General features: G+C 69.4%; 12 protein-coding genes. 7 read left to right on the top strand and 5 right to left on the bottom strand.

Annotated features, from left to right (window positions below; translation table 11 throughout):
* Positions 1–6: 6 nt before the first annotated feature.
* Entirely contained in the window at positions 7–6,348 is a 6,342-nt protein-coding gene (locus NM1_RS22735; protein ID WP_068023159.1) for a type I polyketide synthase, read from the bottom strand.
* Between the two features lie 357 nt (positions 6,349–6,705).
* Between NM1_RS22735 and NM1_RS22730 the strand changes: the two genes are divergently transcribed.
* A complete protein-coding gene (locus NM1_RS22730) occupies positions 6,706–7,272 on the top strand; it encodes an ester cyclase (protein ID WP_068023155.1) in 567 nt (188 codons plus the stop codon).
* A gap of 29 nt (positions 7,273–7,301) precedes the next feature.
* Here NM1_RS22730 and NM1_RS22725 read toward each other — a convergent pair whose 3' ends face one another.
* Both NM1_RS22725 and NM1_RS22720 read right to left on the bottom strand, forming a co-directional pair.
* Positions 7,302–8,009 carry a TetR/AcrR family transcriptional regulator gene (locus NM1_RS22725; protein ID WP_084519918.1) on the bottom strand — a complete coding sequence of 236 codons (708 nt, stop codon included), beginning with the start codon at positions 8,007–8,009 and terminating at the stop codon, positions 7,302–7,304.
* Positions 8,006–9,643 carry an MFS transporter gene (locus NM1_RS22720; RefSeq protein WP_084519917.1) on the bottom strand — a complete coding sequence of 546 codons (1,638 nt, stop codon included), beginning with the start codon at positions 9,641–9,643 and terminating at the stop codon, positions 8,006–8,008. Before NM1_RS22720 ends, NM1_RS22725 begins: the two co-directional genes overlap by 4 nt.
* A 288-nt stretch (positions 9,644–9,931) precedes the next feature.
* Between NM1_RS22720 and NM1_RS22715 the strand changes: the two genes are divergently transcribed.
* The 5 genes from NM1_RS22715 to NM1_RS22695 all read left to right on the top strand — a co-directional run bounded on the left by NM1_RS22715 (position 9,932) and on the right by NM1_RS22695 (position 16,076).
* Positions 9,932–10,609, top strand: coding sequence for a TetR/AcrR family transcriptional regulator (locus NM1_RS22715; protein WP_068023245.1), 678 nt, complete (start codon positions 9,932–9,934; stop codon positions 10,607–10,609).
* A gap of 189 nt (positions 10,610–10,798) precedes the next feature.
* A complete protein-coding gene (locus NM1_RS22710; RefSeq protein ID WP_068023146.1) occupies positions 10,799–11,662 on the top strand; it encodes a metal-dependent hydrolase in 864 nt (287 codons plus the stop codon).
* Positions 11,663–11,674: 12 nt separating this feature from the next.
* Entirely contained in the window at positions 11,675–12,544 is an 870-nt protein-coding gene (locus NM1_RS22705) for a metal-dependent hydrolase (RefSeq protein WP_068023143.1), read from the top strand.
* A gap of 33 nt (positions 12,545–12,577) precedes the next feature.
* Positions 12,578–13,654, top strand: a complete 1,077-nt coding sequence (locus tag NM1_RS22700) for a ferredoxin--NADP reductase (RefSeq protein ID WP_068023140.1) — start codon at positions 12,578–12,580, stop codon at positions 13,652–13,654.
* A 196-nt stretch (positions 13,655–13,850) separates the two neighbouring features.
* Positions 13,851–16,076, top strand: coding sequence for an MMPL family transporter (locus NM1_RS22695; protein WP_246010677.1), 2,226 nt, complete (start codon positions 13,851–13,853; stop codon positions 16,074–16,076).
* Here the strand turns inward: NM1_RS22695 and NM1_RS22690 are convergent.
* Together NM1_RS22690 and NM1_RS22685 are read right to left on the bottom strand one after the other, a co-directional pair.
* Complete coding sequence (locus tag NM1_RS22690) at positions 16,057–16,968, bottom strand: cutinase family protein (RefSeq protein ID WP_068023137.1); 912 nt, start codon at positions 16,966–16,968, stop codon at positions 16,057–16,059. The genes NM1_RS22695 and NM1_RS22690 overlap by 20 nt on opposite strands.
* A gap of 182 nt (positions 16,969–17,150) precedes the next feature.
* Complete coding sequence (locus NM1_RS22685) at positions 17,151–18,644, bottom strand: ABC1 kinase family protein (protein WP_084519916.1); 1,494 nt, start codon at positions 18,642–18,644, stop codon at positions 17,151–17,153.
* A gap of 108 nt (positions 18,645–18,752) precedes the next feature.
* Here NM1_RS22685 and NM1_RS22680 point away from each other — a divergent pair, with 108 nt between their 5' ends.
* On the top strand, positions 18,753–19,526 hold the full coding sequence (locus NM1_RS22680) for a GntR family transcriptional regulator (RefSeq protein ID WP_068023238.1): 774 nt from the start codon (positions 18,753–18,755) through the stop codon (positions 19,524–19,526).
* Positions 19,527–19,551: the final 25 nt, after the last annotated feature.

Genomic DNA, 19,551 nt, shown 5'->3' with positions numbered 1-19,551 from the left:
GATTCCTCACGCTGCCGTCGGTTCGGTCGTCGTCGTTGTTGCTTCTTCCTGTGCGATCTGCGCGGCGATCTTGGCGCCCAGGCCGCCGAGCGAGAGTCCGGCGCCGATCGAGAGCACCGACATCTTCACGCCGAGGCTCTTCACCACGCGGGCACCGAATTCCATGGCCATCAGCGAATCCAGGCCGAGTTCGCTGGTCGGGGTGTCCAGGTCCACGGTGTCGGCGTCGACGCCGAGCACGGTCGCGAGCTGTTCGGCCAGCAGCCAGGCGACCACCTCGCCGCGCTGTTCGCTGTCGATGGTGAGGATCTCGGTGCGCAGCCCGCCGGTGCCGCCGCCACCGGCCGCCGTGACCAGTTCCACGAATCGCGGGGACTTCGCCGAGGAGCGGTGGGCGAGGGCCCATTGCGCCCAGTCGATGTCGAGCACCGCGCACTGCGGCACGTCCAGCCGCAGGCACTCCCACAGCAGCACCGTGGCGAAATCCATGTCCAGCGAGCCGTATCCGGTCATCTCCGCATACCGCGACACCGCCTGGGAATCGGCCATGCCGCCGTCGCCGCGCATGAAGCCCCAGTCCACCGAGATCGCCGGACGGCCCTGTGCCCGCCGCGTCCAGGCCAGCGCGTCGAGCACGGAGTTGGCGGAGGCATAACCCAATTGGGGCGACAGTCCCGCGATGCCGCTGGCCGAGGCGTACAGCACGAACAGGTCCAGCTCGACCCCGGCGTCGGTGGTGGCGCGGTCCAGGTTGAGCGCACCGGCCACCTTGGGCTCGAAGATCTCGCGCAGCGATTCGGCGGTGATCTCCGGGATCTCGGTGTTGTTGACCACGCCCGCGGCGTGGATGACCCCGCGTAACGGCGCACTGCCGGACTGGATGGAAGCCACCAGCGCGGCCACCGCGTCGTAGTCGGCGACGTCGAGGCGCGCCTCGCGCACCTCGACGCCCTCGCGGGCGAACTGCGCCAGCTGCTCGCGGGCGGCGTCGGTGGTGGCGCCGCGCCGCCCGGCCAGCACCAGGTGCCGGGCGCCGGCGCGCACCAGGTGGCGGGCGGTGGCGAGGCCGAAGGCGCCGAATCCGCCGGTCACGAGATAGCTTGCGGCGGGATCGATCTCGACGTCGCGGGGGATGTGCCGCACCGCGGGCTGCTCCTCCCGCAGATCGAGCACGACGCGGCCGATCTGGGCCGAGCGGGCCACCGTCTCGAAGGCCTCGGTGAGTCGGTCGAGCCCGAATACGGTGTTGGGCAGGGCCGTGTACTCGCCGTGGAACATCGCGTCCACCACCCGGCGGGCCGCGTGACGCACCTGCTCGGGACGCCGGGCCAGGATGCGGTCGATATCGACGGCGAAGAACGACAGGTTCCGGTCGAACGGCCGCAGATCGATCGCGCCGGACCCGTAGATGTCGGCCTTGCCGATATCGACGATGCGCCCGAATTCGCCTGCCACCCGGAAGTTCTGCTGCAGGATTTCGCCGGGCGCGGAGCTGTAGACGACGTCCACGCCCTCCCCGCCGGTCAGGCGCAGCACCTCGTCGACGAAGCTGACCGACCGGGAGTTCAGCACCTCGTGCGCGCCGAGGGCCCGTACCTGGTCGCGCCGCTCGGCGGTGCCCGCCGTGGCGATGACCCGCGCCCCCATTCGCAGCGCCACCTGGACCGCGGCCATGCCCATGCCACCGGCCGCGCCGTGCACCAGTACCGTCTCGCCCGGCCGCACCCGGGCCAGCTCGCCCAGGCCGATCTCGGCGGTGAACAGCGGCATCACCGACGTGCAGTGCAGCGGATCGAAGGTGCCGGGCGGGAAGATGTCCATCGCGGTCGTCGCGCCGGTGTCGGGGCGCAGTGTGACGTAGCGGCGGACGATTCCCGGTGCCACGACGGAGATTTCGTCGCCGGGGGAGATCCCGGTGACGTCGCTGCCGACGCGTTCGACGACGCCGTAGCCGTCCATGCCGATCTCGGTGCCGAAGAACGTGCCGTCGAGCTCCCGCTCGGTGAGCACGCCGAGTACTTTCAGGGTGTCCTTGTAGTTGAGGCCGACCGCCTGCATGCGGATCTCGATCTCGTCGGGCCCCGGGGCGACCCGGTCGGTGGTGCGCAGCGCGAGCTCCGGCAGCAGCCTGGAACGCGGAATGTCCAGGCAGAACGAACGATTCGGATCGGTGAGCGGTGCGGGGACGTCCCAGCGGGCCAGATGGGAGCCGAGGGTGTGGCGCCAGCGGATCGTCCAGCACGCCCCGGCGCGCAACGCGACCTCGTCGACGAGGGTGTCGGCATAGACCTGCTCCAGGATGTCCGCGGCGGCGGAGCCCGGCTCGGTGTCGACCAGCCGCCACTGGCCCGACGGCAGCTCGTTGAGCAACTCGCGCCGCCCACCCGCCAGGGCCGCGTGTTCGGGCCGGGCGAATCGGTCGATGGGCAGGCACAACGCGTTCTCGGTGACGACGACGGCGCGGATATCCGCGGGCGCTGCGTCGGCGGCATCGTGTGGCGTCGAATCGTCCAGGGACAGCAGACGTTTCACCGCCTGCGCCACCTGGGCGAGCCCGTACACATTCTGTGTGCCGTCCAGGTCGGTGCTCGCGACCACGACCATCCGGAGCCGCTGGATGCCCGGCCGTGCGTGATTGCCGCGCAGCAGTTCGAACAGTTGCTCGCTGCCCAGGGCCGAGGCGTGGTCGCCGACGGTGACGAGGTCGCCGGTGCGGGTGCTGGCGATCTCCTTGGCCCGCTGGGAGATCTCGGCGCCGAGGTTGATCACGACCAGCGCCTCCTCCTCGACGGGCAGGGCCGGTGCCGCGGGTTCCGCCGTGTCGGACACGATTTCCCACACGGGCTCGTAATAGAGCTCGTCCAGCTGATCGGTGAGGGGCCGCGGCGGTGTGAGGGTGCGGAACTGCACGCCGGTCAGCGACAGCGCGACAGCGCCTGCGGCGGAGGCGATTCGGATGTCCGCACGCAGCGGGTCGTCCGGGTCGCGGGTGACGACCACCACCGGGTTGTCCGGAATGGGGCCCGTCCACCGGACGCCCGAGATCGCGCCCGGGATCACCACGTCCGCGGCGCCCGCACCGTGCTGGGCGGCGGTGCTGGCGTAGAGCGCGGCGAAACACTGCAGGGCCGCATCGATGACGGCCGGGTGCGCCAGGTGCCGGTGTGCGGTGTCGGTCTCCGGCGTACCGATATGGGCGACAACGCCGTCCGGGCCGACCCAGACCGTGCGCAGCAGGCGGAAATCGGGCCCGTAGGTGAGCCCGTGCTCGATCATGCTGTCGTAGAGCGTGTCGGCCGGGACGCGCCCCGCGTCGGCCGGTGGCGTGACGTCCACGGTGGTGGCGTCCACGTCGGCCTCGATCAGGCGGCCGTAGGCATTGATCGTCCAGTCCGCCGCGGCGCCCGGCCGGGAACGGACCGTGAACCGCCGCGTCGTCTCCTCCACGGCGATGCGCAGCACCGGGACATCGTGCTCGTCGACGACCAGGGGGCTGACGAACTCCACCGATTCCAGGCCGAACGACTCGCGGCCGGTCCGGGTGGCCACCGCGCTCAGCGCCGCGTCCAGATATGCGGCGCCGGGCAGCACCACCGCACCGGCGACGACGTGATCGCGCAGCCACGGCAGGTTCGACACCGACAGCTGCACTTCCCATTCCGGCGCCACGGCGGCGATCCGGTCGCCGAGCATGGCGTATCCGTCCGGCGTGCCCAGCCGGTCGAGGCGCGTCTCCGGCTCCTGGGTCCAGACGTGGCGGCGCTGCCACGGATAGCGGGGCAGCGCGATGTGCGGTGCGGTGGTGTCGACCGGGCGGGGGAGTCGTTCGCTGTCCAGCGCTCCGGCACGGTACAGCTCGGCGATCGCGATCAGCAGGTTCTCGCGGTCGTCACCGCCGCGCTGCAGCGTCGCCACCGCATTTCCCGAAATGCCCTGCTGCAACAGGATTTCACGGATGCTGCCGCTGAGCACGGGATGCGGCCCGACCTCGAGGAACACCCGATGTCCCGCGCCGAGCAGCGCGTCGACGGTGTCGGCGAAGCGGACCGAGTCGCGCACGTTGCGGCACCAGTAGTCGGCGTTCCAGTCCTGCTGTGTCGCAGGCTCCGCCGTCACCGTCGAATACACCGGCACCGTGGTGTCGGCGGCGGCGAGCGGTGCCAGCACCGTCCGCAGCTCGTCGAGGATGGGGTCCATGAGGTGGCTGTGGTAGGGCACCTCGACCCGCAGCACCCGGGCGAAAACGCCGTCGGCCGTGAGCCTTTCGGCGATCCCCGCCAGCGTCTCGGCGGGACCGGCGAGCGTGACCGCGGAGGGGCTGTTGATCGCGGCGACATCGACGCCCTCGATATCGGTCAGCAGTTCGCGGGCCTCGGCCTCCGACAGCCCGACCGCCAGCATGGCGCCGGTGCCCGCCGTCGTGGCCTGCAGCCGGGAGCGGTGATAGCTCACGGTGACCGCCTCGGTGAGCGTGAGCGCGCCGGAGACGTAGGCCGCGGTGACCTCGCCGACGCTGTGCCCCACGACGGCCGCGGGCCGGATACCCCGTGCGGCCAGGTCCGCGGTGAGCGCCGCCTGCAGCAGGAAGTTCGCGGGCTGCGCGATCTCGGTGCGGGCGATGCGCGAGCCGTCCTCGTCGCGCAGCATCTCGTCGAGAATCGACCAGCCGGAAAGCTTTTCGAACTCCCGGTCGACCTCGCGGGCGACCTCGGCGGCGGGCCCGTCGGCGGTCAGCAGTTCGCGTCCCATGGCCCACCACTGCGGGCCCATACCGCTGTAGACGAACACCGGATCGGTGCCGCCCTCGGCGACCGCCCGCGCGGGCACCTGACCGCCGCCGGCCGCGAATTCGGCCAGCTGCGAACGTAAGTCGGCGGCATCGGTGTACCGGAACGCCGTGCGCAGCGGATGATGCGCCCGCCGCACCCACGCGGCCGAGGTGAGCTGCTCGACGGGCAGGTCCTCGGCGACCAACTCCGCGGCGAGCGTGCGCAGCGCGGTGTCGCTGCGGGCCGACAGCGGGAGGATCGGTAGCGTGTGCTTGCCCGACTCGGCCTTACCCGCCCTTCCATTGGCGGGCGCGGGCCCGATGAGGGCGTGGGCGTTGGTGCCGCCGTAGCCGAAGCTGTTGACCGCCACCAGCGGTCGCCGCAGCGGTTCGGGTGCCATCGGGACCCGCAGCCGCAGCCCCTCGAAGTCGATGTCCGGGTTGGGGTTGTCCAGCCGCAGATGCGGGGCGATGGTGCCGTGGTGGACGGTGAGGGCGGCCTTGATGACGCCCGCGACGCCCGCCGCGGCCTCGGTGTGGCCGATATTGGTCTTGACCGAGCCGACCGGCAGCGGCTCGTCGCGGCCCTCGACCGCGCCGTAGACGCTCCCGAGCGCCTTCAGTTCGATGGGATCGCCGACCGGCGTGCCGGTTCCGTGTGCCTCGACGTACCCGATCTCGTGCGCGCCGACCCCCGCGAGGGTCTGCACCCGGCGCGCAAGCCGTTCCTGCGCAACGGGATTGGGCACCGGGATGGCCAGGGTGCGGCCGTCCTGGTTGACGCCGCTGCCGCGGACCACGGCGTAGATGCGGTCACCGTCGCGCATGGCCGCATCCAGCGGCTTGAGGATGACCGCACCAGCGCCCTCCCCGCGTCCGTAGCCGTCGGCGGTGGCGTCGAAGGACTTGCACCGGCCGTCGACGGCCAGGAAGCGGCCCTTGCACATCGAGATGAAGGTCTCCGGCTGCAGCATGGCGTTGGTGCCGCCCACGATGGCCGCGCCGCACTCGCCCGCCGCGAGCGACTGCACGGCCTGGTGCAGCGCCACCAGCGACGAGGAGCACGCCGTGTCGATGGTCATGGTCGGACCGTGCAGATCCAGCAGGAACGCGATGCGGGCCGACAGCAGGGTGTGCGAGGAGCTGGTCGGGGTGTGGCTGTTGATCGCGTGGCGAACCACGTTGCGCCCCACGGCATTGTCCATCATGAAGCCGCCGACGAAGACGCCGATGTCGCGCCCGGAGATGCGCCCGGCCATGCCTCCGTCGTCGAGGGCCTCCCAGGCGACCTCGAGCAGCAGCCGCTGCTGCGGATCCATGATCGACGCCTCGCGCTGCGAGATCCCGAAGAAGTCGGCGTCGAACTCCCACAGCGACTGGGCGAGGAATCCGCCGTGGCGGGTGTACATGCGCCCGGGGGCGTCGGGGTCCGGATCGTAGAACTTGTCCAGGCTCCACCGGTCCGGCGGTACCTCGACGATGCCGTCACCCCTGCCGATCAGAAAGTCCCAGAACGTGTCCGGACCGTCGATGCCGCCCGGAAAGCGGCAGCCGATCCCCACGATGGCTACATCGGACATTGCGCGGTCCCCTGAATATCTGCACCGAGCGGTGCGAGGCTGAACAACTGCATCCCAAAAGTATGTTTCTCCGAACGATATGACAGCATAGATTCGAAGATCAGCGCGATGGGCAGAATTGGCAAAAGTCCCTGTCAGGCAGGTATTTGGGCATGATGATGGCCAATTACACTGTTATCCACCAGTGCCCTGACGGTGTTATTTGCAGGTGACATCGTTATTAGTCCAGACGGCGGGAAGGCAACCCCCTAGCCGAATTTTTCCGATAACACCGTCATAATCCGGATGACGCTGTTATTGCACCAATGACAGCGTTATTGCCGCGCATGACATTGTTATGGATGTACCTTCGGCGCCATGAACTCCGGTGAATTCGCCCTCGACCCGGACGCCGAGCCGGTGACCGACCAGGACTGGCTGCGCGGCTTCGTGGACCGCTACATCGCGGGATGGAACGCCGGTGACGCCGGGGCGGTGGCCGACTGCGTCACCGAGGACACCCGGTGGCTGGACCCGTCGGAGGAGGAGTTGATCGTAGGCCGCGCGGGCGTGGCGAAGTTCGTCCGCGACACGTTCCGCTCGTTCCCGGACGTGTCCTACAGCCTGGTGTTCGAGCCGACCCTGACCGCGGACGGCCGCGCCGCGATCGTGCCGTGGCGGATGACGGGCACCCACCTCGGCCCGATCGATCCGCCCGGATTCGCCGGTACCGGAAGGAAATTCGACCTGATGGTGGTGGACATCTGGCAGTTCCGTGACGGCCGGATCTGGCGCAGCAAGGCGACCTGGGACCTCAACGAGCTACTGCTGCAGCTGGGCCTGCTGCCCAAGCGCAACGGGTTCGGCGAGCGGTTCGTGGCGCGCTGGCAGCGGATGGGAGTCCGGCTGCGCCGCACGCGCGGTCGGGCGCGGAGGGCTCGATGAGCCCGCCGAACCCGTTGCGCAACAGTGCGTTACGGCACCGACGCGGTCCAGAGCACACGCTGCACGGCCCGCGTGACCGACTCCTGCACCCGCTCGGGGTCGGCGCCCATCCCGATGAGGATGTTGACTATCGAGGGCAGCAGCACCTCGCTCATGCCCGCCTCGCCGTACAGCCCGGCCATATCGAGCTGGATGAATCCGTAGAGCCCGGTCCAGAACTGGGCGGCCGCCGCGCGGGGATTGGTGCCGTGCAGCAGTCCGGCGTCGAGGGCGCGCTGGGTCGCGCGCACCACATGGTCGAAGCTCTCGGCGAAGTTCTCGAAATCGGAGTCGCCGGATCCGGACAGGATATTGCCGCGGTTCAGCTTGACCTCGGCCTTGGGCGAGTCGGTGGTGTACATGAGCCGGAACAGCTCCGGCTTGCGCAGCGCCTCGTCGCGGAAGATGAAGCCCAGCACCAGGATGTCGGTGATCGGGTCATCGCTGATCGCGCACTCCTCCAGCCGCGTGTTGAGCTGCGCGAAGCCCACCGAGCCGACCGCGCGCAGCAGTCCGGGCATGCCGCTGAAGTTGGAATAAATCGCCATGGTTGACACTTCACAGATCCGCGACACTCGTCGCACCGTCAATGATCCCAGCCCCTCGGACGAGAGGAGCTGAATTGTCGCCTCTATCAGTCGATCTCGTAACGAGCCGGGTAGGCCGGGATCCGGCACCGGCGCTGTTGCTCCAGTCATGCTGTTGCCACCTGCAATTCCTCGGCCGTGATGTCTTCGAGCGAACGGCGGCGGGTCTCGACGATGTAGACCACCGCGGCGGCCGCCGCCAGGGCCACGGGGAGCGCACTGATGATCGCCATGACGCTGATCGACGGGGTGGCGAAGGCCAGCGCGACCAGCGCGATGACCCCGACGCCGCCGGCCTTGGTCATGGCCGCCGCGACGCCGCTGCCGCGGGAACGGATCCGGGTCGGGTAGACCTCGGCACCATAGGCGACGATAACAGCAACGATCGAGCTGGAACCCCAAATCGGCACCACGAGAAGGGCATTCAGCAGCAGCCGGTGGTCGGCCACCTGGTCGCCGAGCACGATGAACCCGCCCAGGGTGAGCGCGAGCAGAGCGCTGAGGACGATGAGCGTCCACTTCGTGGACCGGTGATAGCAGTAGGCGACCAGGAAGTTGAGCGGGAATCCGACCAGCGCCGAATCGCGCAGGATGCGGTCGGCGGTCACGCCGCTGAACCCGAGATCGCGCAGGTTGGTCGGCAGCCAGAGCTGAAATCCGTAGGTGACCAACCCGACTCCGAGGCCCAGCAGCGAGAGCACGACCGTCACCCCGAGGAACGGGCGGCGCAGCAACTGGTGAAATCCGCTGCGCACCCGGTCTTCCGGCTCCGGGGCGGCTTGGTCGGCGGGCACGATCTCGGCGTTGTAGGTGCGCAGCACCTGCTCGGCCTCGCGGTGGCGGCCGACGGCGAGCAGGAACCGGGGCGATTCCGGAATCCAGCGGACGAGCAGCACCAGCAGCAACCCGGTCGGGAGCCCCAGCAGCCACATGCTGCGCCAGCTGTAGGTCTCGCCGATCGTCGACGACAGCCAGCTGGTGAGAACGTAGGCGCCCGCGATATCGCCGCCGATGAGGACCAGCAGCCAGCCGCGGTGGCGGGCCGGAATCGTCTCCGACAGCAGCGTGAACGCGATCGGCAGCATGCCGCCCGCGCTGAGCCCCATGATGAAACACATCGCGACGTTCCACTCGAAGCTGGGCATGGCGCCGCAGATGGCGGTGCCCACGAAGAAGATCCCGGCCAGCAGGATCGCCGCCTTGCGCCCGATCCGGTCGCCGAGCCAGCCCCACAGGAACGAGCCGAGCACCGTGCCGGCGATCCCCGACAGCGGCAGCAGCGCCACCGGCAGCGCGTCCACGTTCGGATTCGACGGTGTGCGCAGGTGGTATTCGCTGCCGACGCCGGGCACCACGAACGACAGCGTCGTCGGCTTCATGACGTCGATCGTGATGGCGGCGGCCATCACCAGCATCAGCAGCACGTGCACCTTGTTGATCGGCGCGTCGTCGAGCGCCCGGACCCGCATCCGGGCCACCTCGTCGTGCACCGGTTTGCGCGGGAACAGCCCGTAGGTGGTCAACCCCAGGCCGACCACGATCAGGACCATCCCGCTGATCATGGCGTTGTCCATCGGCATCCCCGCCATGTGATAGCCCATATCCCGCGCCATCAGATACATCGGAAGGTGCAGCGCGGCACCCGCGACCGTGGCCGCCAGGCCCGACCAGAACGCCCAGGCGCGTCTGCGGCCGACGGGATCCTCCGGCAGCTGGGCAACTTCGACAGCATCCATCAGCTGCATCACCGAACCCTCATCACAAAGCCGCCCCCGCGTACGTGTTACCGGTCGGTACAGTACGAGATCCCGGTCGTTGTGATGACCCGTTTCGGTAGATTCGTTTCGCAAAGTTCATATTGGATGTGGTCGCCGCGTCTCGAGCTGTGAGATTGCCGAGGTGGGCGGGGTCGGGTAGTTGAAATCTGTTGCACTACAAGGGTTTCGAGAAGAACACGAGACGGCACCCCCTATTGACATGTGCGCCCCGCGGTACGGCGGGACGCGGCGGCCCGCGCGAATATCATTGGTGGGATGACGATCAGCGTGCGGGATCTGCCCGAACCGACCGGGGATGCGCGGTCGGACCGCTGGCGCGAGCATCGCGCGGCGGTGCGGGCCCGGCTGGTGGAGGCGACTGTGCGCGCGGTCGAGCGGTACGGCCCCGACGTCTCCGTCGACGATATCGCCCGCACGGCCGGCGTCCCGAAACCCAAGCTCTACCGCCATTTCGGCGATAAGAGCGAGCTGTTCGCCGTGGTCGCCCAGCGGGTGCAGGAGTTGATGCTGGAACGGCTGTCGCCGCGGTTCGAGCTGGGCGGGACCGCGGGGGCGACGGTGCGGTCCGCGCTGGCGGCCTACGTGGACCTGGTTGCCGAACGGCCGAACCTGTTTCGCTTCCTGGTCGGTTCGCACCTGGGTGATCGGTCGGCGGCACAGCTGATCGACGGCGGGAGGCCGGTGGCGGACCTGTTCGCCAACCTGCTGTCCGAGATCATCGCCAGCCGCGGGGGCGACGGCGAGCACATCGAGTACCTGAGCGACGCGCTGCTGGGCGCCGTCGGCATCGGCGTCCTGCGCTGGCTGGACGCACCCACGATCGACCGCGAGCGGCTGGTCGACGAGCTGACGGTAATCGTCTGGGGCGCACTGGCTGCGGCGTTGCGCGCGCGTGGCGTGGTCGTGGAGGCGGACGAGTCCCTCGTGCCGTAAACCACCGAATCCCTCTGCGGACAAGCCATCTCATAGCCATGCCGGATCCTTTCGCTGTCTCGTAGGCCCCGGCCGGAGTGCTGTTGTCCAGCCGGGCCTTGCAGTGCGTCCCAGACAGTCTTACCCTGGCAGATATCCGAACCAGCGGTACTGGGTACTTCCAGTTCGATGAAGGGTGGCGATGCTGCCATGACCGAGAATCGATACGCCACGACGATCCCGAAGGCTCGGCGCATGCGCTTCCGCTTCGCCGATCCGGGCGCGGTGAACAGGTATTTCGTCCAGGGGGACATGGTTTTCAGCCATTTCGTGGCGGGCCTGTCCGGCGGCTTCCCGGCCGGGGAGGAGTCGTTCATCCGATCGGTGCGCCGAGTCACCGACCGCGTCACCGATCCCGTGCTGAAGAAGCGCGTGGCCGGGTTCATCGGCCAGGAGGCCACCCACGGCCAGGAGCACCGGCGGCTCAACGACCGGCTCGTCGAGCTCGGCTATCCCATCGAGTGGCTGGATCCGAAAGGCCCAGGGCGCGAACGGCAGATCCGATTCGAGCAGCGGCTGCCCGAACTGGTGCACCTGGCCGCGACGGCCGCCGCCGAACACTACACCGCCATTCTCGCGCAACGCGTGCTGACCAGCGACGAGATCCAGGCCATCCCCATGGATCCCGAGATCCGGCACCTGCTCAACTGGCACGCCTTCGAAGAGATGGAACACAAGTCGGTAGCCTTCGACGTCTTCGTCGCCGCGGGCGGCACCGAGCGCACGCGCATCCTGACCATGCTCGTGATGCTGGCGCTGGCCTATCCGCTGACGATGGTCGGCCTGGCCACCTCGCTGGGCTCCGATCCGGTCGCCCGGCGACAGCCCGTGGCCCTCGCCCGGCAGGCGCGCGACCTGTTCCGTGGGCCACTGTTCCGCGGCCTGGTGTGGGATCTGGCGCGGTACGCCCGGCCCGGATTCCATCCCGACGATATCGACACCGGCGCGCTGCTCGAGCATTGGCAGCACGAATTGTTCGGCGCCGGTGGCGAACTCACCGATCGCGTGAAGTAGAGGAATGCCGTCATGACTGCCGCCGAGATCAAGACCGCGTACCCGAAGGTGCGCCGCATGCGGTTCCGCTTCGGCGGGCCCCCGCCTATGAGCCATCACTTCGTCGAGGGCGATATCGTGATGAGCCACCTGACCGCGCTGCTGTCGGGGGCGTTTCCGCCGGGGGAGGAATCGTTCATCCGGTCGGTGCGCCGCTATGCCGACCGGATCACCGATCCCGTGCTGAAGAAGCGGGTCGCCGGGTTCATCGGGCAGGAGGCCATGCACGGCCACCAGCATCGCGCGCTCAACGAGAAGCTGGCGGCGATGGGCTACCCGGTGGTGCGGCTGCTCACGTTCGATCCCGACAGCCGGCGGCAGCGGGTGATCGTCCGGCTGGAGCGGATGCTGCCCGCATCGGTGCACCTGGCCGGGACGGCCGCCGCCGAGCACTACACGACGATGCTGGCACTACGGGTGCTGACAAGTGAAGAGCTGCAGTCGATTCCGATGGCGCCGGAGGTGCGTAGCCTGCTGAACTGGCACGCGCTCGAGGAACTGGAACACAAGTCGGTGGCCTTCGACGTGTACCGCGCGGTCGGGGGAGACGAGCGGACCCGGATCGGGGTGATGGCGCTGTTCTACGCGATCACCATTCCGGGGGTGAGCGTCGCCGTGCTGCTGTCGATCCTCACCGATCCGAGCGGGTGGCGCCCGATCGCGGTGACGCGTCAGGCGCTCGACGTGTACCGGGGTCCGCTGCTGCGCGGCCTGATGGTCGACCTGGCCCGGTACCTGCGGCCCGGATTCCATCCCGACGATCTCGACACCGCCGAGCTGGTGCGGCGGTGGGAGCGCGAATTGTTCGGCGCCGAAGGCACTCTCGCCGATCGCGTCAAGTGACCGTCGCGGGGGAGTACGTGGAGGAGGGGCCGAATGCGCGCGCACGAAGTGAAGGTCGTCGAGGTGATCGGTGAGACCGCGGACACGGTCTCGCTGGTACTCGACATACCCGACGATCTCACCGGCCGATTCGCCTATGCGCCAGGACAATTCCTGACGGTGCGGGTACCCAGTGAACGGACCGGCTCGGTGGCGCGGTGCTACTCGCTGTCGAGCAGTCCGCACCACGATCCGCGGCCGGTGCTGACCGTCAAGCGCAGCGCCGGAGGCTATGCCTCGAATTGGTTGTGCGACAACGTGGTTGCGGGATCGGTACTGACCGTGCTGGAACCGTCGGGCAGCTGTGTGCCGCGCTCGCTGGACGGCGACGTGCTGCTGTGCGCGGGCGGCAGCGGTATCACGCCGGTCATGTCCATTGTGAAATCCGTGCTGTACGCCGGGCGCGGGCGGGCGGTACTGCTCTACGCCAACCGGGACCGTGGCTCGATCATCTTCGCGGATCGGCTCGAGGAGCTGGCGGCGGAGTTTCCCGGCCGTCTGACGGTGCTGCACTGGCTGGAATCCGACCGCGGCATGCCGAGCGCGCGCGGTCTCGCCGCACTGGCGCAGGGGCACGGTAGTGGAGAATGCTTCGCGTGCGGGCCGCCGGGATTCCTGGACGTCGCTCGTAAAGCATTGGCGTGCTTGGGGATACCGCAACACCGGATCCGCATCGAAGAGTATCGATCGCTGTCGGAGAACCCGTTCGAAGATGCCCGACCCGCTAGGACCGACGGCGACCCACCCGTGCGAATCGACCGAGGCGCCACCGGTCGGACTCTTCCGGACGCCGACCATGCGGTAGCCGAGGTGGAATTCGAGGGCCGCACCTACACCTTCGACTGGCCCCGCACCAAGCGCCTCCTGGACGTCCTCCTGGACCACGGCCTCGACGCCCCCTACGTGTGCCGCGAATCCGCCTGCGGCACCTGCGTGTGCACGGTCCGCCGCGGCCGCACCCGCATGGTCGCCCGCGAGGCCCTCCTCGACGACGAGATCGACGCCGGGCTCACCCTCGCCTGTCAGACCCTTCCCGAATCCCCCCACATCCACATCGCCTTCGACCAGTGACCGGGCGGTCTCCTACCGGGGTATTGGTTACGCCTCACACCTGGGTACCTGTCGGCCACCGCGGGGACGCAGTAGCGTCCAGGTCGAAGGGGCGGCAACGCCGTGCCGGTCGGGACGTCTCACAACATGTCGGGCTCGCAGAGGCCGGTGAGGTGTGCGCCCGCAGGGCCGGGCACGGTGTGCCGCAGGGAGAACGGTGGAGGTGCGCGGCATCGTGGTCGTGACGGAATTGGTGGCCGACCGCCGGCTGGGCATGGCGCATCGGTGGGGTGTGGCGGTGGCGCGGCATCGGCGGCTGGTGCTGGGTATCTGGCTGGCGATCATGGCGGCCTGTGCGGTGGCCTACCCCGTGCTCGACTCGCGGGTGCAGGCGCCGGACTTCAATCCGGACCACGCCGAATTCCTGGAGGCGGGAGAGCTCGCGCGCCAGTACTTCCCACAGCTGGGCGACGAACAGGACGTGGTGGTGTTCGACTCCGCCGCAACGACCGTGGACAGCCCCGAATACCGCCGCGCCGTCTCGGACGTGCTGTCCCAGATTCGCGACCTCGACGGAATCGCCGGCGTCACCGGGCCTTTCGACGGCCTGGGGCAGATCGCGCCGGACCGGCACACCGCCTTCGCCGTCGTCGGTGTCACGGGCACCGGCCCCGAGCGCGCCGATCGGGTGGCCCGGGTGCACGACGCGCTGAGCACCGTCGACACCGGCGACATCCGGGCAGGGCTCAGCGGATTCACCGCCGTCCAGAACGATCTCGTGGTCGTGGAGAAGGCCGACCTGGCGCGCGCGGAGATGATCGGCCTCCCGGTGGCGCTGCTGATCATGGTGGTGGCCCTGGGCGCGGTGGTGGCCGCCGCGATTCCCGTGGGCGTGGGATTGGCGGGCATCCTGCTGGCCAACGGCGTACTGCTGGTGGTGTCGCTGTTCACCGGCGTCGATGTGCTGATGACGTCGCTGGCGTCGATGATCGGCCTCGGGATCGGCATCGACTACGCCATGTTCGTGGTCAGCCGGTTCCGCGAGGAACTCGTGCGCGCCGGGGTGACCGATCGCCGGGATCCCGGCGTCGCCACGGCGGTCGGCGTCGCGATGAACACGGCCGGACGCACCGTGCTGGCCTCGGGCGTGATCGTCGCGGTGGCGGTGGTCGCCCTGGTCATCATCGGGTCGCCGACCTTCCGCGGCCTCGCGCTGGCGGTGTCCATCGCGGTGGTGTGCACGCTCGTCGTCGTCGTCGCCGTCGCCCTGCTGCCCGCGCTGCTGGCGCAACTCGGCCCCGCCGTGAACCGCGGCGCCCTGCCCGCGCGGTTCCGACCGGCGTCGATGCGCGGCGAACGCGCTGCCGCCCACGGCAATTGGTACCGGTGGGCGCAGGCCGTGATGCGCCGCCCGATCCTGTTCGGCGCCGGTGCGACGGCGGTGCTGGTGCTCGCGGCGCTGCCGATCCTGAAGATCGACTACGGGCTGAACATGGGCATCGACAATCTGGGCGACCGGCCCTCGGGCCAGGCGGCGCAGGTGCTGGCCGACAAGTTTCCGCCGGGAACGATGGCACCGATCGAGATCATCGCGACGGCGCCGAGCGGCGGACCGCTCGGCGCGGACGGCGCGGCCGAGCTGGATCGGTTCGTCGCGGCCACGGGGAAGGACGAGCGTGTCGCCACCGCGCTGCAGCGCCGCTCCGACGGTCGCGTGGCGGTCGCGGTCGTGCCCAAGACGGCCATGGACGATCCCGAGACGGACCGGCTCGTCACCGATCTGCGCGAGCGGGCCCGCGAGATGGACGGGGTGCGGGTCGCGGTCGGCGGCGTGAACGCGGGCATCGTGGACTTCTCCGCCGAGATCACCCGCAAACTGCCCGCTGTGATCGCGTTCGTGCTGATCGTCTCGTTCGCGTTCCTGGTCGCCGCGTTCCGCAGTATCGCGCTGCCGCTCAAGGCGATCGCGATGAACCTGCTCGCGACCGGCGCCGCCCTGGGGCTGACCGTCGCCGTATTCCAGTGGGGCTGGGCACAATCGCTGCTCGGCTTCCACAGCGCCGGGTATCTGCAGGTGTTCCTGCCCGTGATGGTGTTCGTCATCCTGTTCGGGCTGTCGATGGACTACGAGGTGTTTCTCATCCGCCGGATGAAGGAGCGCTGGGACGCGGCCGCCGACCATTCGGACGCCGGCAACCGAGCCGCCGTCGCCGAGGGTATCGAGCACACCGCGCGCCCGATCACCGCCGCGGCCGCCATCATGGTGGTGATCTTCGGCAGCTTCCTCACCGCGAATGTGCTGGAGCTCAAGCAGATCGGCTTCGCGCTGGCCGTCGCGGTGACCCTGGACGCGGTCGTCGTCCGCATGGTGCTCGTCCCGGCCTTCATGCGCCTGCTGGGCCGCTGGAACTGGTGGTTACCGCTCAGCGCGAGGCGTCGATGAGCCAGCGGCGCAGCCAGGCGGTCGCGGTGGTGCCGGAGCCGTCGACGACGTAGGACGCGTAGCTCTGGTGCACGGCCGAGTCGTTGAAATCCTGCAGCTGCTGCATCCGTTCGGCATTGGCGCCGTCGCTGAACTGCCCCTGCAGCGTCGGGAGCCCGCCCGCCGCCATGAGGTCGTCGATGATCGCCTGGGCCTGCGCCTGATACCGACCGGCCAGGCCCGGATCGGGGGCCGACATCTGGGCGAAGAACCCGGCGAAGCGCGCGGCGAAATCGTCCGGCGGCGTGGAACAGTAGAGGTCTCCGACGGCGCAGATGCTGCGGACCCGCGGGCTCACCCAGCCGAATCCGCTCACTCGCGGCCCGCCCGCTCCGGCGCCCGCCACCGCCGGGCCCACTGTGGCGTCGGCGGGTGAGCGCCGGGGGTCGGCGAGCAGGCCGACCGCGGCCACCCGGTCCGGCGGCACCACGCCGAGCCCCGTGCCGATCTCCGAGGCGAGGTCGCCGGCGGCATCGGCGCCCTGGCTGTAGCCGATCAACGCGATCTTGGTCGCGGCGCCGCACTGCCGCGACATATCGCCCACGAGCCAGCGGGCGCCGTCTAACGCCTCCTGCTTGGAGCGGCCGTAAACGTCACCCTCCCAGGGCAATGCGGTGGCCGCGTAGTGCACGTAGTCGGTGCGGATATTGCCCGGCAGCCCGTCGGTGACCGCCGACAGCATGCCCTCCCGGGGCTCGGCGCGCGAGGTCTCCCAGGTGCCGGGGATGGCGACGACATACATATCCGGGCAGTCCGGCGCCGCCTGCGCGGTGGGCGCCGAGGCGGCCGACAAGGTGGCCGCGGTGATCGCAGTCGCCGAAGCGACTGCGCCCCAGTACTTTCGCGTGGACACAGCCGACACCCCCTGGTGTTGAACGGTTCACGAGCGGTCCGTCGTTCGAAGCACGAGTGGAAGGTCCGGCTGCCTGTGCCGGTCACCGTGCGCCCTGGCCCCGCGTGCTGATGATAACGGAGTGGGCGGTCTGTCTGGGTCGCCATCGTGCCGGTGTGGCCGGAACTGTCAATGACGCGACGTCAGCCGACGATCGAGAACCACGGGCGGGCGGGTCCGCCGCCCGCGCGCCGCTGCCGCGCGACGGCGAGGTCGGTGGGCTGCGCGTGCAGCCGGTCGTAGCGCGCGATCTCCGAGGCGAGTTCCGGTGAGCCGCGCACGAATTCGTCGCGGATCGACCCCTCGGTCCCGAGCTGGCAGACCACGCCCAGCGCGGTGAGGATCGCCCGCGCGAACGGCGTGAACTCCGCGGGCATCGTCAACTGCCGGTTCACGTTCGACAGCTGCGGGTTCAGCGCGCGGCGCACCTGGCGGCGCAGCCAGTCGGTGCTGAGCCGGAACGTGGGGGCCACCATGGGCTCGCAGACCGCCGCCATCGCCTGGTGCGCCGCGGCGACGTCGAAACCCCGGTCGGCGTCGACGAATCCGTGGCGGCGGAAGGCGGCCTCGAATTCGGCGGCGTCGCCGTTGACGGCGCCGCCGCAGATATCGCGGACCAGCTCGTCGAATCCGGCGCCGGGCCAGGCGGTGCACGCCCCGAAGTCGAGCACGCCGAGGCGCCCGTCGGGCATGATCCGGAAGTTCCCGGGATGCGGGTCGGTGTAGAGGTATCCGGTGCGCCGCCACGACGACAGCAGGAAACGAACGATCAGCAGGCCGACCCGATCGCGTTCGGACTGCGGGCCGTCGGCGATGAGGCGGGAAACCGGTGTGCCCTCGACCCATTCGCCGACCACCACATCGCCGTCCTGGGCGATCACCCGGGGCACGAAGAAGTCCGGATCGTCGGCGTACGCGTCGGCGAACACCCGCTGGTACTCGGCCTCGGCCGCGTAGTCCAGCTCGTCCGCCACGCACGCGCAGATCGCCTCCGTCACCGACTTGACGTCCGCGGCGGGCACGAAGACGGTGGCCAGCAACGAGATTCGGCGCAACTGCTCGAGATCCGACAGCACCGACGCGCGGGCCCCGGGAAACATCACCTTGACCGCGACCGGCCGCCCGTCGCGCCACACCCCGCGGTGCACCTGACCGATCGACGCGGAGGCGGCGCTGCGGGCGTCGAATTCGCGGAAGTACCACTGCCAGCTGTCGCCGAGGCTGGCCGCCATGGCCCGGCGCACGGCGTCCGGCAGCATCGTCGGGGTCGAGTCCTGCAGCTGCGCGAGCGCCGTCCGATAGGGCGCGGCCAGCTCCGGCGGCAGCGCCAGCTCGTAGATCGACAGCAGCTGACCGAGTTTGGCCGCGCACCCCTTCAGCTCGCCGAGCACCTCGAAGATGTGCTGGGCGGTGCGCACCTGGATGTCGAGTTCGACCTCGGCGGCGGGTCGGCCCAGCGCGCGACGACCGGCGCCGGCGGCCTGCCGTCCGGCGTAGGCGACCGGAAGCGCGGCGAGCTTGGCGTTGCGGACCGTCTTGCGCACCGGCGGAATTCCGTTGGGACGCCGGGTGAACGCGCGCTTGCCGCCATCGGAACGGTTGCCGTTCGATGGCTCACCCACGCGTCGGACCGGCATCTACCACCTCATCGTGTGCGCGTCCCCACCGATGAACGCACGTGCAGTTTGGCACATGAGAGCTTAGACTGTCTGGGACGTATCCGAAAGTTGTGGAAAGGTGACATGATGGGAGCCCAGACGGTCGTCGCCGACGTCGCCGACGCGCTTGCTCGTCGCGTAGCGTCCGGGCAGTACGCCCCCGGCGACCTGATGCCGTCTGTTCGCCAGGTCGCCGAGGAGTTCAACCTCAACAGGGCTACCGCACAACTCATTCTGGGCCGATTGGAGTCCTACGGCTTCGTCGATGCGCACCGCGGCAAGGGATTCACCATCCGCGACGTGCGCGCCGACGGCGGTGTCGACGTGTTCCGGCGGCTGTTCCGGATGTCGATGGACACCCCCGAGATCGCGGCCGAGATGTTCGCCAACATCGTCGAGGAGGAGCGCGGCATCGTCCTGGGCGCGCTGCTGTCCTACACCCACGACGAGCACGGCCACGATCCGGCCGAGCTGAAGGTCGCCATCGATGAGCTGGAAGCGTTGGCGCGCACCGAGAATCCCGACCGCTATCGCCTGTTCACCATCGAACTGGGCCTGGTGCGCCGGTTGGTCACCGCGCTCGGCCAGACCATGCAGCGCGCGGTGCTGAACTCCATCGGCGAGATGGTGCTCGAGGTCCCGGAGGCGGTGGAGGCGTTCTACGCCGTGTCGCCGGATCTGCACGTGCTGATCTGGCGCGGCCTGGCCGCGGTGTGGGAGTCCGACTCCGGGCCGACGGAGTCGCAGCTGGCGCTGTTCGAGGATCTGTTCGGGATGTACCACGCGAAGGTGATCGCCCGCTTCGACGAGCTGGTCGGCGCCGCCGAGCACGCCGACGAGCAGCGCGTCGCCACGGCATGATCTCCGTCTGAGACGACGCGCCCTC

This window comes from Nocardia mexicana NBRC 108244, assembly GCF_001613165.1.
GTDB classification, from domain to species: domain Bacteria; phylum Actinomycetota; class Actinomycetes; order Mycobacteriales; family Mycobacteriaceae; genus Nocardia; species Nocardia mexicana.
The sequence above is the reverse complement of the archived record's forward strand: the minus strand, read 5'-3'. Positions and strand labels throughout refer to the sequence as shown.

What these genes read in the sequence shown, in the direction of transcription:
- NM1_RS22735 (WP_068023159.1), bottom strand. Translation starts at nt 6,348, where the DNA reads ATGTCCGATGTAGCCATCGTGGGGATCGGCTGCCGCTTTCCGGGCGGC.
- NM1_RS22730 (WP_068023155.1), top strand. Translation starts at nt 6,706, where the DNA reads ATGAACTCCGGTGAATTCGCCCTCGACCCGGACGCCGAGCCGGTGACC.
- NM1_RS22725 (WP_084519918.1), bottom strand. Translation starts at nt 8,009, where the DNA reads ATGACTGGAGCAACAGCGCCGGTGCCGGATCCCGGCCTACCCGGCTCG.
- NM1_RS22720 (WP_084519917.1), bottom strand. Translation starts at nt 9,643, where the DNA reads ATGCAGCTGATGGATGCTGTCGAAGTTGCCCAGCTGCCGGAGGATCCC.
- NM1_RS22715 (WP_068023245.1), top strand. Translation starts at nt 9,932, where the DNA reads ATGACGATCAGCGTGCGGGATCTGCCCGAACCGACCGGGGATGCGCGG.
- NM1_RS22710 (WP_068023146.1), top strand. Translation starts at nt 10,799, where the DNA reads ATGACCGAGAATCGATACGCCACGACGATCCCGAAGGCTCGGCGCATG.
- NM1_RS22705 (WP_068023143.1), top strand. Translation starts at nt 11,675, where the DNA reads ATGACTGCCGCCGAGATCAAGACCGCGTACCCGAAGGTGCGCCGCATG.
- NM1_RS22700 (WP_068023140.1), top strand. Translation starts at nt 12,578, where the DNA reads ATGCGCGCGCACGAAGTGAAGGTCGTCGAGGTGATCGGTGAGACCGCG.
- NM1_RS22685 (WP_084519916.1), bottom strand. Translation starts at nt 18,644, where the DNA reads ATGCCGGTCCGACGCGTGGGTGAGCCATCGAACGGCAACCGTTCCGAT.
- NM1_RS22680 (WP_068023238.1), top strand. Translation starts at nt 18,753, where the DNA reads ATGGGAGCCCAGACGGTCGTCGCCGACGTCGCCGACGCGCTTGCTCGT.